The sequence below is a fragment of the Tepidiphilus thermophilus genome (assembly GCF_001418245.1).
Lineage (GTDB): Bacteria > Pseudomonadota > Gammaproteobacteria > Burkholderiales > Rhodocyclaceae > Tepidiphilus > Tepidiphilus succinatimandens.
In genome coordinates, this window is sequence record NZ_LIPU01000011.1 from 41,967 (window position 1) to 57,739 (window position 15,773).

At 66.8% G+C, this 15,773-nt stretch carries 15 protein-coding genes; 8 read left to right on the forward strand and 7 right to left on the reverse strand.

What is annotated here, in order from left to right; genetic code table 11:
• Positions 1–4 precede the first annotated feature (4 nt).
• The gene (gene leuS / locus ASC37_RS08775; protein WP_055424053.1) at positions 5–2,617 is read right to left on the reverse strand and encodes a leucine--tRNA ligase; all 2,613 of its coding nucleotides are present in this window, start codon (positions 2,615–2,617) and stop codon (positions 5–7) included.
• Positions 2,618–2,785: 168 nt separating this feature from the next.
• On the opposite strand from leuS, the gene ASC37_RS08780 reads away from it, so the two are divergent.
• Entirely contained in the window at positions 2,786–3,811 is a 1,026-nt protein-coding gene (locus ASC37_RS08780; RefSeq protein WP_055424026.1) for a Fe(3+) ABC transporter substrate-binding protein, read from the forward strand.
• On the opposite strand, the gene ASC37_RS08785 is transcribed toward ASC37_RS08780, so the two are convergent.
• Positions 3,726–5,450, reverse strand: a complete 1,725-nt coding sequence (locus ASC37_RS08785) for an ABC transporter permease (RefSeq protein ID WP_082438441.1) — start codon at positions 5,448–5,450, stop codon at positions 3,726–3,728. The two genes, ASC37_RS08780 and ASC37_RS08785, sit on opposite strands and share 86 nt — an antisense overlap.
• A 68-nt stretch (positions 5,451–5,518) precedes the next feature.
• On the opposite strand from ASC37_RS08785, the gene ASC37_RS08790 reads away from it, so the two are divergent.
• On the forward strand, positions 5,519–6,565 hold the full coding sequence (locus ASC37_RS08790; RefSeq protein ID WP_055424027.1) for an ABC transporter ATP-binding protein: 1,047 nt from the start codon (positions 5,519–5,521) through the stop codon (positions 6,563–6,565).
• Positions 6,566–6,630: 65 nt separating this feature from the next.
• Here the strand turns inward: ASC37_RS08790 and ASC37_RS08795 are convergent, their stop codons facing one another.
• Positions 6,631–6,936: a hypothetical protein gene (locus ASC37_RS08795; RefSeq protein WP_055424028.1), complete on the reverse strand. Its 306-nt coding sequence runs from the start codon at positions 6,934–6,936 to the stop codon at positions 6,631–6,633.
• Positions 6,937–7,226: 290 nt separating this feature from the next.
• Here ASC37_RS08795 and ASC37_RS08800 point away from each other — a divergent pair, with 290 nt between their 5' ends.
• Entirely contained in the window at positions 7,227–9,416 is a 2,190-nt protein-coding gene (locus ASC37_RS08800; RefSeq protein ID WP_055424029.1) for a UvrD-helicase domain-containing protein, read from the forward strand.
• Here the strand turns inward: ASC37_RS08800 and ASC37_RS08805 are convergent.
• From ASC37_RS08805 to flgA, 4 genes are all read right to left on the reverse strand, one after another.
• Positions 9,413–10,192, reverse strand: a complete 780-nt coding sequence (locus ASC37_RS08805; protein ID WP_055424030.1) for a ParA family protein — start codon at positions 10,190–10,192, stop codon at positions 9,413–9,415. The genes ASC37_RS08800 and ASC37_RS08805 overlap by 4 nt on opposite strands.
• 70 nt (positions 10,193–10,262) lie before the next feature.
• Complete coding sequence (locus ASC37_RS08810) at positions 10,263–10,748, reverse strand: flagella synthesis protein FlgN (protein WP_055424031.1); 486 nt, start codon at positions 10,746–10,748, stop codon at positions 10,263–10,265.
• Entirely contained in the window at positions 10,748–11,062 is a 315-nt protein-coding gene (gene flgM / locus ASC37_RS08815; protein WP_055424032.1) for a flagellar biosynthesis anti-sigma factor FlgM, read from the reverse strand. The genes ASC37_RS08810 and flgM overlap by 1 nt, the downstream gene beginning before the upstream one ends.
• A gap of 72 nt (positions 11,063–11,134) precedes the next feature.
• Positions 11,135–11,830 (reverse strand): flagellar basal body P-ring formation chaperone FlgA, encoded by a 696-nt coding sequence (flgA, locus tag ASC37_RS08820; protein ID WP_072247971.1) that lies wholly within the window; start codon positions 11,828–11,830, stop codon positions 11,135–11,137.
• A gap of 171 nt (positions 11,831–12,001) precedes the next feature.
• Here flgA and flgB point away from each other — a divergent pair, with 171 nt between their 5' ends.
• From flgB to flgF, 5 genes are read left to right on the forward strand one after another with little or no spacing between them, the layout of a single operon-like run.
• A complete protein-coding gene (gene flgB, locus ASC37_RS08825; protein ID WP_055424033.1) occupies positions 12,002–12,403 on the forward strand; it encodes a flagellar basal body rod protein FlgB in 402 nt (133 codons plus the stop codon).
• Between the two features lie 22 nt (positions 12,404–12,425).
• Positions 12,426–12,830, forward strand: a complete 405-nt coding sequence (gene flgC, locus ASC37_RS08830; protein WP_055424034.1) for a flagellar basal body rod protein FlgC — start codon at positions 12,426–12,428, stop codon at positions 12,828–12,830.
• Positions 12,831–12,888: 58 nt separating this feature from the next.
• Complete coding sequence (locus ASC37_RS08835; protein ID WP_055424035.1) at positions 12,889–13,569, forward strand: flagellar hook assembly protein FlgD; 681 nt, start codon at positions 12,889–12,891, stop codon at positions 13,567–13,569.
• 14 nt (positions 13,570–13,583) lie between these two features.
• Entirely contained in the window at positions 13,584–14,864 is a 1,281-nt protein-coding gene (gene flgE, locus ASC37_RS08840; protein ID WP_055424036.1) for a flagellar hook protein FlgE, read from the forward strand.
• Between the two features lie 25 nt (positions 14,865–14,889).
• The gene (flgF, locus tag ASC37_RS08845; RefSeq protein WP_055424037.1) at positions 14,890–15,633 is read left to right on the forward strand and encodes a flagellar basal-body rod protein FlgF; all 744 of its coding nucleotides are present in this window, start codon (positions 14,890–14,892) and stop codon (positions 15,631–15,633) included.
• Positions 15,634–15,773: the final 140 nt, after the last annotated feature.

The following is a 15,773-nucleotide window of genomic DNA, read 5'->3' on the forward strand; positions in this document are numbered from 1 at the left end:
TTCCTCACACCACGAGATTGACGAGGCGACCGGGGACGACGACGACGCGCTTGGGCGTGCGTCCTTCGAGGTGATGCGCTGCTGCCTGCAGCGCCGCCGCTTCGATCGCCGCTTGGTCGGCTTCGGCCGGCACCACGATCTTGCCGCGGGTCTTGCCATTCACCTGCAGCACGAGCTCGACTTCGCTGCGCTGCAACGCCGTCGGATCCGGTTCGGGCCAGGGGGCGTCGAGCACGTCTTCGCCGAAGCCGCATTCGCGCCACAGCACGTGCACGAGGTGCGGTGCGATGGGGGCGAGCACGCGCAGCAGGAGGGAGAGCCCTTCTTCGGCGAGTCGCGCTCGAGCAGCCGGTTCGGCCTCGGGCAGGCGTTCGAGGACGTTGAGCATCTTCATCGTGGCCGAGGCGACGGTATTGAGCTGCTGTTTGCCCATGTCGTGGTTGGCCTGCTGCAGGATGGTGTGCAGCTCGCAGCGGGCGGCAGCCAAGGAGGCGGGAAGCGCGCTCACGGCGGGGGCCGAGGGAAGCAGCGGCTGCAGCTCACGGCGGTACTTGTGGCCGAAGGCCCAGACGCGGCGCAGGAAGCGGTGGGCACCCTCGACGCCGGAGTCGGACCATTCGAGCTGCGCTTCGGGCGGCGCGGCGAAGATGATGAAGAAGCGCGCCGTGTCGGCGCCGTAGCGGTCGATGAGCGCTTGCGGATCGACACCGTTGTTCTTGGACTTCGACATCTTTTCGATGCCACCGATGTGCACCGGCTGGCCGTCGGTCTTGAGCCGGGCGGCGACGATGCGCCCTTTGGGGTCGCGCTCGACGAGCACGTCGGCCGGGTTGATCCACTCTTTCCTGCCCTCGACCGTGAGGCGGTAGTAGGTCTCGGCCACCACCATCCCTTGGGTGAGGAGTCGCGTGAAGGGTTCGGAGAAGCCGACGAGGCCCAGGTCGCGCAGCGCCCGGGTGAAGAAGCGGGAATAGAGCAGGTGCAGGATGGCGTGCTCGATGCCGCCGATGTACTGATCGACCGGCATCCAGTATTGGACCCGCTCATCGAGCATGGCCTGGTGGTTGTCGGCGCAGCAAAAGCGCAGGAAGTACCAGCTCGACTCGACGAAGGTGTCCATCGTGTCGGTTTCGCGCCGGGCGGGCTTGCCGCAGCGCGGACAGGTGGTCTCGTAGAATTCGGGCATCTGCGCGAGCGGCGAGCCGCGGCCGGTGAGGGCGACGTGCTCTGGCAGCACCACCGGCAGCTGTTCGTCGGGCACCGGCACGTCGCCGCAATCGTCGCAGTGCACGATGGGGATGGGGCAGCCCCAGTAGCGCTGGCGCGAGATGCCCCAGTCGCGCAGGCGGTACTGCACGCGTTTGGCGCCGAGCCCTTTTTCGGCGAGCGCCGCGGTGATCGCTTCCTTGGCTTCTTCCGAGCGCATGCCGGTGTAGGGGCCGGAGGCGACGAGGAGGCCGAGCTCGGCGTAGTCTTCACGCCAGGGGCCCTGCGGGTCGACGTCGAGGTCTTTCCCCGCCGGACGGATTACCTGCTTGATCGGCAGGCCGTACTTCTGGGCGAAGGCGAAGTCACGCTCGTCGTGGGCCGGCACGGCCATCACCGCGCCCTCGCCGTAGCCCATCAGCACGTAGTTGGCCACCCACACGGGGAGTTTTTCCCCGGTGAGGGGGTGCAGCACGTAGAAGCCGGTGGGGCGGCCTTTCTTCTCCATCGTGGCGATCTCGGCCTCGGCCACGGCCCCGCGCCGGCACTCTTCGATGAAGGCGGCCAATTCGGGGTCGCGCTGGGCGGCGGTGAGCGCCAGCGGATGTTCGGCGGCCACGGCCACGTAGGTGGCGCCATAGAGGGTGTCGACGCGGGTGGTGAAGACGCGCAGGCTTCCTGCCTGGCCGACGCTCGCTTCATCGTAGGGGAAGACGACCTCGGCGCCTTCCGAGCGCCCGATCCAGTTGGCCTGCATGCGCTTGACCTGCTCGGGCCAGCCGGGAAGGTCGTTCAGGGCGTCGAGCAGCTCGTCGGCGTAGGCGGTGATGCGCATGTAGTACATGGGGATCTCGCGCTTCTCCACCAGCGCCCCGGAGCGCCAGCCGCGCCCGTCGATCACCTGCTCGTTGGCGAGCACCGTCTGATCGACCGGATCCCAGTTCACCAGCCCGAGCTTGCGGTAGATGAGCCCCTTTTCATACAGGCGGCGGAAGACCCACTGCTCCCAGCGGTAGTACTCGGGCCGGCAGGTGGCGAATTCGCGCGACCAGTCGATGCCGAAACCCAACCGCTGCAGCTGGCGCTTCATGTAGGCGATGTTGCTGTAGGTCCACTGCGCCGGGGGAATGCCGTTCTGGATGGCGGCATTTTCGGCCGGCATGCCGAAGGCGTCCCAACCCATGGGCTGGAGCACGTTGTAGCCACGCATGCGGTGGTAACGGGCGAGCACGTCGCCGATGGAGTAGTTGCGCACGTGCCCCATGTGCAGTTTCCCTGAGGGGTAGGGGAACATGGACAGACAGTAGTACTTTGGACGTGAGGAGTCTTCGACCGCCTTGAAGCTCTGGCGTTCGTCCCAGTAGTGCTGAGCGGCACGCTCGACGGCCAGCGGATCGTATTTTTCTTGCATGATGGGATGGTGGATGGCGCGAACGAAAAAGAAAGTATAGCCGGTTTGGCGGGGTCGGGGCAAAAGCACCGTGAGCCGCAGGGGAGGGCAGGGCTTGCGGACGTCGTTCTTTGTGTATAATCGAAAAGATATTAATTATCATTTGAACTATGTACTCACGGAGGACGTATGAAAAAAACGCTCACGACGATGGCGGTGCTGACGGCGATGCTCTTCGCCCCGGGGCTGCGGGCCGAAGAATCGGTGGTCAACGTCTATTCGACGCGCCACTATCCCACCGACACCCGCCTCTACGAGAATTTCACCGCCGCCACCGGCATCAAGGTGAATCTGGTCGAGGGGCAGGAAGACCCGCTCATCGAGCGCATCCGCGCCGAGGGGGAGAACAGCCCGGCCGACGTGCTCATCACGGTCGATGCCGGGCGGCTGTGGCGCGCCGAGCAGATGGGGCTGTTCGCGCCCGTGCGCTCGGAGCAGCTGGAAGCGCGTATCCCGGCGCATTTCCGCCATCCGGAAGGGAAGTGGTTCGGGTTCTCCTATCGTGCGCGCGTCATCGTCTACAACAAGGCGGCCACCTCGCGCGACGAGATTAAGAACTACGCCGATCTGGCCGATCCCAAATGGAAAGGGCGCGTGTGCGTGCGCTCTTCGGGCAACGTCTATAACCTCTCGCTGCTCGCGGCGCTCATCGAGCACTGGGGGGAGGAGAAGGCGCGCGCCTGGGCGCAGGGCGTGAAGGACAACATGGCCCGCCCGCCGCAGGGTTCCGACACCGACCAGATCAAGGCGGTGGCCGCTGGCGAGTGCGACGTGGCGCTGGTCAATCATTACTATTACGCGCGCTTGCTTGCCTCCGACAAGCCCGAGGACATGAACCTCGTGCGCAAAGTGGGGCTGGTGTGGCCCGACCAGGACGGCAACGGTACCCACGTGAACGTTTCCGGAGCTGGGGTGGTACGCACCGCGCCGCACAAGGAGGCCGCGATCCGCTTCCTCGAGTATCTGGCGAGCGACGAGGCGCAGGGCTATTTCGCGGTGGGTAACAACGAATGGCCCACGGTACCCGGGGTGGCCTATCGCAACCGCGTGCTCGCCTCGCTGGGCGAATTCAAGATCGATCCCCTGCCGGTGGCGGTGCTGGGCAAGAACCAGCCGCTGGCGCAGAAGATCTTCGACGAGGTAGGCTGGCGCTGAGGCGGCGGTCGGCCCGGCCGTGCCGGGCGATCTGGCGCGCGAGCAGCAGCACGGGCCCGAGCGCGACGAGCACGAGGGTGAGCGCCGGCAGCCCCAGCTCGGCCAGCCGCTCGTCGGCCGCGAGCGTATGGACCCGGGTGGCGAGCGTGTCGAAATTGAAAGGGCGCATCACCAGCGTGGCCGGCAGCTCCTTCATCACGTCGACGAACACGAGCAGGGCGGCGGTGAGCAGGCTTTTCGTCAGAAGTGGCGCGTGGATGTGCGCGAGGGTGCGCCAGGGGCCGCTGCCCAGCGTGCGGGCGGCCTCGTCCAGCGCCGGGCGGATCTTCGCGAGACCCGCTTCCACCGTGTGCAGCGCCGTGGCGAGAAAACGCACGAGATAGGCATAGACGAGGCCGGCGATGCTGCCGGTGATGAGCAAACCCACTGACCAGCCGAAGAGCGCGCGCAGCTGGGCGGCGAGCAGGTTGTCGAGCGCAGCCGCGGGCAGCAGCACGCCCACGGCGATGACCACGCCCGGCAGGGCGTAGCCCAGCCCCACGAGCCGGTTGAGTAGCCGCGCGAGCGCTGATGGATTGAGCCGCGCGTGGTAGGCGAAAAGAAGCGCCAGGGCAACGGCGAGCAGCGCCGTTAGGCCAGCAAGCAGCAGGCTGTTGCCGGCGGCACGCCAGAACCGCGGATCGACGGCCGCCAAGGGCTCGCGCAGGCTCATCGTCAGCAGCAGCACGGCCGGCAGCAGGAAGCCCAGTATCGCCGGCAGGGCGCACACGCAGGTGGCCAGCGCCGCGCGCCAGCCGGCAAGCCGCGTGCGCGGCGCAGCGGCGTGATGCCTGCCGCCGTCGAACTTCGCCCGCCGCCGGCTGGTCTGTTCCAGCCACAGCAAGACCAGCACGAAACCCACGAGCATCGCGGCAAGCTGGGCCGCCGCCACCCGGTCTCCCAGGGAATACCAGGTGCGAAAAATGCCCGTGGTGAAGGTCGGAATGCCGAAATAGGCCACGGTGCCGTAGTCGGCGAGCGCCTCCATGAGCGCAAGCGCCGTGCCGGCGGCGATCGCTGGACGGGCGAGCGGCAGGCTCACCCGCCAAAAAGTGCGCCAGGGAGAGGCCCCGAGGGTACGGGCGGCTTCGTGCATGGCGGCGCTTCGCTCGAGGAATGCCGTGCGCGTGAGCAGGTAAACGTAAGGGTAGAGCGCGAGCACGAGGATGGCCACGGCGCCGCCCAGCGAGCGGATGGGCGGAAACCAGTACTCCCGCACGCCCCAGCCGGTGAGCTCGCGCAGCGCGCTTTGCAGCGCACCGCTCACCTGCAAAAAATCGGTGTAGGCGTAGGCCATCACGTAGGCCGGCATGGCGAACGGCAGGATCAGCGCCCACTCCAGCAGGCGTCGCCCGGGAAACTCGTGCGCGGCGGTAAGCCAGGCGCAGCTCACGCCCACGGCCACCGTGCCCAGCGCCACGCCCAGCGCGATCCAGCCGGTGTTGGCGAGGTATTCGGGCAAGACGGTGCGCAGGAGATGGGCCCAGATCTCGCCCGTGCTCGGCTGCAGCAGCTGCGCGAGCACGCTCGCCAGCGGCACCACCGCGAGCAGGGCCAAGAGGGTGGCGAGCAGAGTCAGGAAAGAGAAGGACCGGCGCATGATCGTCCCATACATCGAATCATACATTATAATGAGAATCGATCTATTTTAAGCGAGGAAGGTTGAAGGTGTCGGCGGCTCTGGAAATTCGCGGCTTGCATCACGCCTACGGCGCGCACCCCGTGGTGCGTGATTTGTCGCTGTCTTTGCCGGCAGGCACGATTGGGGTGCTGCTCGGCGCCAGCGGCTGCGGCAAGACGACGGTGCTGCGCTGCGTGGCCGGGTTCGAAGCGCCCCAGCGCGGCGACATTTTCCTCGATGGCCGGCCCGTGACCCGTCCGGGCCTGGTGGTGCCACCGCAGCGACGCCGCATCGGCATGGTGTTCCAGGATCACGCCCTCTTTCCGCACCTCACCATCGCCCAGAACGTCGCTTTCGGCCTGCAGGGGCTGGACCGGCGCGAGCGGGCGCGGCGGGTGGCGGAGATGCTGGAGGTGGTGGGCTTGAGCGCCTGGGCCAATGCCTGGCCGCATCAGCTCTCGGGCGGGCAGCAACAGCGGGCGGCGCTTGCCCGGGCGCTGGCGCCGCAGCCGGCGCTGCTGTTGCTCGACGAACCTTTCTCCAGCCTCGACGAGGCGCTGCGCGCGCGCCTGGCGCACGAGGTGCGGGCGTTGTTGCGCGAGCGCGGCATGACGGCGCTGGTGGTGACCCACGACCAGCACGAGGCCTTCGCCATGGCCGACGCCGTCGGCCTGATGCACGAAGGGCGCATCGAGCAGTGGGGCAGCCCCGAGGCGCTCTATCGTACGCCGGCCACGCGCCACGCCGCGCAGTTCGTCGGCGAGGGGGTTTTCCTGCGCGGGCGCCTCGCGGGGGAAGGGGAGGTCGAGACCGCCCTGGGTCGCCTGCCGGTGCGCTTCGCCGGCGAAGGAGAGGCCACGGCGGGGCAGGGCAACGTGGAAGTGCTGCTGCGGCCGGAAGACGTGCGGCTGGAGGCCGCTTCACCGGTGCGCGCGCGCGTGGTGGATGTCCTTTTTCGCGGGGCGCAGTGCCGCCTCACGCTGCGGCTGTCTTCCGGCGAAGACGTCTTCGCTTTGGCAGAGGAGGCTCCGCTTCCGAGCGAGACGGTGGGGGTGGCGGTGCGTCGGGGGAATTTCCGCGCCTTCGCCGGATAAAAAAACGCCCGCACGGGGCGGGCGTGAACTCCATCGAGATGGAGAGGGAGGGAGACAAGATTCGGTCAGGCGGCGCGGCTGCGCTCGAGTATTTTTTCGCTGGCGCGCAGCAGATCGCTGGCCGCGCGCAGGGGCATGGTCATGAGGCGATGCTGCAAGCGCAGCCAGCTGGTGATCGGGTGCAGGCGCTGCGACTCGGCTTCGGCGAGTCGATGGAATTCGTTCCAGGCGGTTTGCCAGTAGAGAGAGGAGCCGATCCAGCCGGTGGCCAGCGTGGCGCGGCGCACGGCTTCAGCCCACAGCGCCTGGGCGCGCTCTTCGGGCAGGCCATATTGCTTGGCAAACCAGGGCAGGAGTTTGGGTGCTTTCATCGCTCGTTCCTTGCCGCTTCGTGGGCGGCGATTCCGTTTCGCAGCATGTTGTGCCGCAACACACGCTCGCATTATCGTGATCCGGGCGGGGAAATGCAAGTCCGACTTACTTTTTGTTGCACCCGCGCAACGTCTTGCATCCATGGCCGCCCAAATTTCAATCGGGTTTTTTTACGAGACGTCTCGTTCGATGTTGCGATGCAACAAAAGTTCCCTGCCGCCGTCCTTCGTCGAGGAAGGTTACAATCGGGGCCGGGAGAAAACGCCGGCACGGAGCCGGAGGACGCACGATGCACGAGGTCTTGCAGGGACTCAATCCAGAACAGCGCGCGGCGGTGACCCTGCCGCCGCAGCACGCCCTCATCCTGGCCGGTGCTGGCTCGGGAAAAACCCGGGTGCTCACGAGCCGCATCGCCTGGCTGCTGGAGACGGGCGAGGCGGGGCCGCACGAGATCATGGCGGTGACCTTCACCAACAAAGCGGCGCGCGAGATGGCCTCGCGCCTGGCGGGGCTCTTGCCCGAAGCGCTGCGCCCGGGCTTGCGCCGCATGTGGGTGGGGACCTTCCATGCGCTGGCGAACCGCCTGCTGCGCATCCATCACCAGGCCGCGGGCCTGCCGCAGATGTTCCAGATCCTGGATACGGCCGACCAGCTCTCGGCCATCAAGCGCCTGCTCAAGCGGCTCAACGTCTCCGAGCAGAGCGCTCCGCCACGCGAGCTGCTTTCCTTCATCAACGCGCACAAGGAGCAGGGGCTGCGCCCGGACAAGGTGGCGGCCGAGTCGCGCCGCGCCGAGCGGTTTCTGCCGCTGTGGCAGGAGTACGTGGCGCAGTGCCAGCGCGAGGGGGTGGTGGATTTCGCCGAGTTGCTCCTGCGCAGCGACGAGCTGCTCGCGCGCGACGAGGCGCTGCGGGCGCATTACCGCGCGCGCTTCCGGCACGTGCTGGTCGACGAATTCCAGGACACGAACGCGCTGCAATACCGCTGGCTGCAGCGCTTCGCCGCCGATCCGGTCACGGGCGAAGCCGGGGCCTTTCTCTTTTGCGTGGGCGACGACGACCAGTCTATCTACGGCTTTCGCGGGGCGCTCGCGCGCAACCTGATGCGCTTCGAGCAGGAATTCCGCGTGCAGGCGGTGATCCGCCTGGAGCGCAACTACCGCTCGCACGGCAACATCCTTGCGGCGGCCAACGCCATCATCGCCCACAACCGCGAGCGTCTGGGCAAGAACCTGTGGACCGAGGCGGACGAGGGCGAGCCGATCCGCGTGTTTCAGGCACCCGAGGACGGCGCCGAGGCCCGTTTCGTGGCCGAGGAGATCGGCAATCTGCTGCGCGAGGGCGTCTCGGCGGATGAAATCGCCGTGCTCTACCGGGCGAACGCCCAGTCGCGCGCGCTGGAGCATGCCCTGCTCGCGGCCGGCATTCCCTATCGAGTTCATGGTGGGCAGCGCTTCTTCGACCGCGCCGAAATCAAGCACGCGCTCGCCTACCTGCGGCTGCTCTTGCTGCCCGACGACGAGACGGCCTTCCTGCGGGTGGTGAATTTTCCGCCACGCGGCATCGGGGCGCGCACGCTGGAGGCTCTGGCGGCGCAGCGTGACGGGCAGACCGACATCAGCGCGGCGGCCACGCGCCTCGCCGGCCGGCCGGGTGCGGCCTTGCAAGGATTCCTGCAACTCATCGAACGCCTGCGCGAGCAGACGCGCGAGGTGCCACTGCCGGAACTCGTCGAGCGGGTGATCGCCGGTTCGGGGCTGCGCACGCACTACGCCGCCGAGCGCGACGGGGGCGACCGGCTGGAGAACCTCGACGAACTGGTGAGCGCGGCAAGCGACTTCGTCGCCCAGATGGCGAGCGAGGGGATCGAGGCGCAGGGACACGAGATGCTCGCCCTCTTCCTGCAGCATGCCGCGCTCGAATCCGGCGAACAGCAGGCCGAGGCGGGGCAGACGGCGGTGCAGCTGATGACGGTGCACGCCTCCAAGGGGCTGGAATTCGACGTCGTCTTCCTCACCGGGCTGGAGGAAGGGCTCTTCCCGCACCAGAACAGCCTCTACGCCGACGGCGGGGTGGAAGAAGAGCGGCGCTTGATGTACGTGGCGGTCACCCGCGCGAAGAAGCGACTCTATCTCTCCTGGTCCGACATTCGCATGCTGCACGGGCAGACCGAATACCATCAGCCTTCGCGCTTCCTCGAAGAGATTCCGCCGGAGCTGCTGCTGTGGCTCAACGCCAAGCGACGGGAACGGAAAGGAGGCGATTTGGCGCCCTCGCGCGTGACCGCCGTGCCGCAGTCCTCGAGCGGGGCAGCCAACGGCTGGCGCAGCGGCGAGCGCGTGCGCCATCCCAAGTTCGGCGAAGGGGTGATTCTGGCGGTGGAAGGGGCCGGGGCGCACGCGCAGGCGAGCGTGAAGTTTGGCCCCGAAGTAGGCGTCAAGCAGCTGCTGCTGTCGGTGGCGCCGCTCGAACGGCTCTAGCCGGCGGTGCGCGCCTCGATCGCCTCGAAGAGGGCGGCGAATTCCTGCGCCAGGCGGTGCCCCGGTTCGAGCGCGGCGAGCGGCAGGCTCTTCTGATGTGATTCCTTCACCTTGACCGAGCTCGACAGATACGGTTCGAGCACCGGCAGCCCCTGGTCGATGAGCGCTTCCACTGCCTGGCGCGGCAAGGTGGCGCGGCTCTGGAACTGGTTGACCACGATGCCCGCCAGTTGCAGCTCCGGGTTGTGGTCGGCGCGGACTTCTTCGAGCGTGTCGAGGAGCTGCAGGAGCGCCCGGCGGGCGAATTCGTCGCAGTCGTAGGGGATGAGGCACCAGCGCGCGGCGATGAGCGCCGAGCGGGTGTAGAAGTTGAGCGCCGGGGGCGTGTCGATATAGATGCGGTCGAACTGCGCCGCGAGCTCGCGCAGGGCCTCGCGCAGCTTGAAGATCTTGTAGCGCGATTCGAGTTTGCCCTGCAGCTCTTCGAGCGCCCCGTGCCCCGCCAGCAGGGCGAGGTTCTCGTGCGCCGTGGGTAGGACGAATTCCTCGGTGCGCCGCGGGTTGAGCTTGAAGTTGAGCGTCTGGTCGAAAAACTCGGCGAGCGTCGGTTCGGCGCTCTCGGCCGCCTCGCCCAGCAGGTAGCGCGTGGTGTTGGCCTGCGGGTCGAGATCGACCACCAAGGTGCGCAGCCCGCGCCGGGCGGCGATGGCGGCAAGATTGACGGTGATGGTGGATTTCCCCACCCCGCCTTTCTGGTTGAAGACGACGGTGATCATGACGCAAGGCTCCGAAGGTCGGCCGACGGCTGCATTGTGGCAGAAAATGCCCGTTTCGACGACGGGGCGCTCAGGCCGAACCGAGCGGACGGCGGGTGGCGGTGCGCAAGTGGGTGGTGCCGAGCGCGTCGTAGGTGGTGAGGCGCTCTTGGGCGCCGAGGAGCACGTCGAGCGCCTGCTGATTGACTGCCAGCCGCTCGCGGATGAAGGTGCCGTTTTCGAGGTTGGCGCGGCGGCAGCGCTCGGCAAGCGCCCGGATGCGTTCCCACGCCGGGGCGAGCGAAGGCTCCTGCATCCATTCCTGCAGCACGAGGGCGGCTTCCTCGTCCGTCTTGCCGGTGCTTTTTGCCGCGAGCAGCAGTTTTTGCCGGCTGCAGTTCTGCAGTGTTTCCGCCACGCGGTTCTTCTCTTCGACGGCGGCGGCGATCGCTTCGGCCTCGCCGGCGAGCAGCGCCCGACGCTCTTCCTCGAGCACCGCAAGGAAGCGTTCGAGCGCGCGCTCTTCCTGCGCGAGCAGCTGCGACAGCAAGGCGAGGACGGCGGGCGGCAGGTGCATCATCCCTCACGCGAGAGCAGGTCGCGCATTTCGGAGAGCAGCCCCTCGGCGATGCGCTCGGCGTCGACGCGGAAACGCCCGTCGCGGATCGCCTGCGAGAGTTCCTGCACCCGGGCCGAATCGATCTCCGGCGTGCTTTCCATGGCGCTTTCCCCTTGCGCGAGCAGGTTGGCCAGGCGCGAGACGGCGACCGTTTCGTTGCCGGCGGCCGATTCCTCCGCCGTGGCATCGGGCAGCTTTTTTCCGCCCGGAGCCGGCGGCCGCAAGAGCTCGGCGCTGCCCGTTGCCGGCGGGGTTGGAGTACCGATTTTCATGGCCAATCCTCATTCGTCCAATGGCATCTTGAATGGGATTACGGCAGGTATGAGCGGAAACTTTAGCATTTTTCAGGGGTTGATGAGGACCGAGCCGTCGGCCTGCGCCTGCCCCGAGACGACGCGGCCGCCTTCGAGCCGCACCCGCACCGTTTCGCCCGGCGCGGCGCGATTGAGCGCCTTGCCGCGATTCTCCACCACGAAGCCCGGCCCAGCGACGCGCACTGCCACCTCCATGCCCGGCGAGACGACGTCGGGCAGCACCAACTGGCTCTGACGCAGGGGTTGGCCAGCTGCCATGCTGCCGCGCAGACGCGCCCCGACCACGCGGGAGGCATCGAGTACCACGTCTTCCGGCAGCGCTGTGAGTTCCCCCTCTTCGCGGCGCAGATCGTCGGGCGAGAGGATCTGCCCCGCGCGCAGCGGCCGCGCGCTTTGGTAATAGGCGCCGAACACCGCCACCCGGGCGGTGAGGTAGGCCGTCCAGGCCGTGGGCTCGGTGCAGCGTACGCCCACGGCCACGCGCCCCCACAGCCGCACGTTCTCCGGTACGAAGGCTTCCAGCCTGCGGCAGGAAGGAAGCTGGTTGTAGGGATCGAACGGATCGACCTCGATCTGCACCCGCCCCGGCAGCCCCGCCGTGGCCTGCTGCAGGAAGGCGCGCACGGTCTGTTCCACCGCCAGCGGCTCTTGGCGCGCCTGGGCCATACCAGGGCCCAGGGCGAGCGCGACGGGGAAGAGAAAGAGGAAGAGACGGGCGGCGTTCATGGGCCGCAGTTCTAGCACGGATCGGCAAGCCCGGCAATCCTTGCCGGAGGGAAAGCGCGGATTTGCCGGGAGGAACCCCCGATGTTCCGCCCTTTGCCTTGCGGGGAAGGGACTTATCCTGACAGGCATGGAACGTGCTTATGCCTCGTCGTCCCAAACCGGAGGATGACCATGTTGGAAAAACTCGAACAAGCGCTCGCCTTTCAACGCCAAGCCCTCGAGGTGCAGGCCCGGCGGCAGCAGCTCATCGCCTCGAACATCGCCAATGCCGACACGCCCAATTACAAGGCGCGCGACCTCGACTTTCGCGCCGCGCTCTCCAAGGCCCAGTCGAGCCGCAGCGCGCCGGGGCTCAAGAAAACCGATTCCGAGCACCTCTCGGCCGGCGGAGACGAGCCGCTCGCGGAGTACGAAGGCTACCGCAGCGAAGTGCAGTCGGCCGTGGATGGCAACACCGTCGACATGGACCAGGAGCGCACGGCCTTTGCCGAGACGGCGTTCCACTACGAGGCGAGCCTGAACTTCATCAACCGGCTGCTCAAGGGCATGCGCACCGCCATCACCGGGCAGTGAGTGAATTCGCAGGGAGATCGTCATGGCAATGCTCGACGTGTTCAAGGTCGCCGGCTCGGCGCTCACGGCGCAGTCGGTGCGGCTCAACACCACCGCCTCCAACCTCGCCAACGCCGAGAGCGTGGTCGGTCCCGACGGTCAGCCCTACCGGGGCAAGCAGGTGGTCTTTCGCACCACGCCCATGGGCGAAGGCCCCGCCCAGGGCGTGCGCGTGCAGGAAGTGGTGGAGAGCGCCGCCCCGCCGCGCCTCGTCTACGAGCCCAACAACCCGGCCGCCGACGAGAACGGCTACGTGGCCATGCCCAACGTGAACGTGGTCGAGGAGATGGTCAACATGATCTCCGCCTCGCGCTCCTACCAGAACAACGTGGAAGTCATCAACACGGCACGAAGTTTGCTTCAGAAGACTTTGACGATCGGACAGTGAGGAAGGCGCCGGTAGCGACGCTTTCGCCGATCGGTGATCTATCCAGCGGAGACTTTCCATGAGCACCACCACCAATCCCACCACGACCACCGCCAGTTCCATCCTGGCGCAGTACGGCCCGCGCACGACGAGCAGCTCGAGCGTGACGGCCGGGGCCGTGGAGGACATGCAGAACCGCTTCCTGACGCTCTTGACCACCCAGCTCAAGAACCAGGACCCCCTGAACCCGATGGACAACGCCGAGGTGACCTCGCAGCTGGCGCAGATGAGCACGGTGCAGGGCATCGAGAAGTTGAACCAGCTCGTCTCGGAGCTGGCTGGCACGGCGCAGATGACCGACATGGCTTCGCTCGTGGGGCGCGGGGTGCTGGTGGCGGGCAACCAGATCACGCTCACGAGCTCGGGCGGTATCGGCGGGGTCGACCTTCCGGCGGCCGCGAGCGAGGTGAAAGTGACCATCACCGACCAGTCGGGGGTGCTGGTGCGCACGCTTGATCTGGGCGCGCTCGATGCGGGCAGCCACAATTTCGTGTGGGACGGAAAGGCCGACGATGGTCAAACCGCCCAGCCGGGCATCTACAAAATGAAGATCGAGGCAAAAGACGGCAGCGAGCCGGTCACGGCCACTGCGCTGCAGCTCGGCCAGGTCACGGGCATCGTGAAAGGGCCGAAGAGCACCGACCTGCAGGTGGGCGACCTGGGCATCTTCACCCTCGACGAAGTCAAGCAGATCATGTGAGATAGGAGAGGATCATGGCATTCCAACAAGGTTTGAGCGGCCTATCCAGCTCCTCGCAGGCGCTCGACGTCATCAGCCACAACGTGGCCAACGCCAACACCACCGGCTTCAAGGCGAGCCAGACGGTGTTCGCCGACGTCTATTCAGCCACGCTGGGCGCCGACCCGTACAAGCAGGTGGGCAGCGGCTCACGCGTGGCGGCCATCCGGCAGAATTTCAGCCAGGGCAGCATCACCGAGACGGGCAATTCGCTCGACATGGCGATCAACGGCGACGGCTTCTTCATGGTGAAACGCCCGGTGCTGGGCGACAACCAGATGTATTACACCCGCGCCGGGGAATTCCAGCTCGACAAGGACGGCTACGTGACCACGGCCACCGGCTACCAGCTGCTCGGCTATCCCGGAACGGCAGGGGCGGGGGATGCGGTACCGATCAAGGTGCCGTACGACACCGGCACGCCGCGCGAGACCTCGACCGTCAGCATGACGTTCAATCTGGATGCCAATCAGCCGGTCATTACGACGGTCCCTCCTGATCCAGCCAAGCCTGAGACTTATAATTTCTCGACGACAGTGGTTACTTATGATTCCCTTGGTATTGCCCACAATTTGAACCTGTATTTCGTGCGAACCAGTAACACTGCCCCTTCTCAGTGGGATGTCTATTGGTCTCTTTCCGGCGACACGACTTCAGATCCTGCCGCAGGAGGAACTTTGCAGGGACCTCTGACAATGCAATTCGACGCTTCAGGCGCGATGACGACTCCTGCGCCGGGGACGGTTCCTACATTCTCCCTGCCGGGGATTAGTTTGGCTAGTGGCGCCACGATCGGAGGGCCTGTGGGGGCGAGCGACGGCACCATCGACATCAACTTCACCGCCACCCAATTCGCCCTCGCATCCTCCGTGAACACCATCAGCCAGGACGGCGTGCCGGCCGGGGAGCTGGCGGGGGTATCGGTCACGAAAGAAGGTCAGATCCAGGCGCGCTACACCAACGGCAACGTGGTCACGGTGGGGACGGTGGCAATTGCTTCGTTCCGCAACCCCAACGGCCTGGTGTCGATGGGGGACAACCTGTGGATCTCCTCGCTCGAGTCTGGTCCGGGGGTGGCGGGAACCCCCGGGGCGGGCACGCGCGGTTTCATCTCCGGCGGGTCGGTGGAAGCCTCCAACGTGGATCTCACCGCCGAGCTGGTCAACATGATCGTGCAGCAGCGCGCCTATCAGGCGAACGCCCAGTCGATCAAGACGCAGGACCAGATCCTGCAGACCGTCATCAACCTGCGCTGATAGCGGGCGCTGAAGGAGGATTGCGATGGACCGCGTCATTTATACCGCCATGACCGGCGCGAAATATACCTTGGAGCAGCAGGGGGCGGTGGCGAACAATCTCGCCAACGTGGATACCGCCGGTTTCAAGGAGGCGATGCACCGGCTGCGCGCCGTGCCGGTACAGACGCAGGCGCTGCCTTCGCGCGCGTTCACGGTGGATGCCACGGTGGCGACCAACTTCGAGGCCGGCCCGCTCGAGTACACCGGCCGGCCGCTCGACGCGGCGATCGAGGGGCAGGGGTGGTTTGCCGTGCAGACGCCCGACGGCGGCGAAGCTTATACGCGCGCCGGCAATTTCCAGCTGAGCGCCAACGGCATCCTGCAGCTGCCCAGCGGCCAGCCCGTGCTTGGGGAGGACAACCAACCGGTGGCGTTGCCGCCGGATCGGGAATTCACCATCGGCAAGGACGGTACGATCTCGGCGGTGGACCCCACCAACACCCAGGTCACGGAGGTGGTGGGGCGGCTCAAGCTGGTCAACCCGCCGGTGGAGAACCTGCAGCGCGGCGAGGACGGGCTCTTCCGCCTGCAGGGGGGCGGGGCTGCGCCCATGGACGAGACGGTGCAGGTCTCGAGCGGCTATCTGGAGAAGTCGAACGTGTCGCTGGTCGACCAGATGGTGCGCATGATTGCGCTCGCGCGCCAGTTCGAGATGAACACCAAGGCGATCACCACTGCCCAGGAGAACGACGCGCGCGCTTCCAGCATCCTCTCGCCCGCCCGCTGAGGGGAATGGCCGGCGGAAATGAGGCGGCAAAGCGCCGGTTTTCCGGCGACGGGGGAGACGGTGGTGGACGTAAGATGAGTCCATGGAACGAAGCAATCGCGCCGCCAGGGGGTTTTCGGATCCGGCGGCGCCCACAGGAG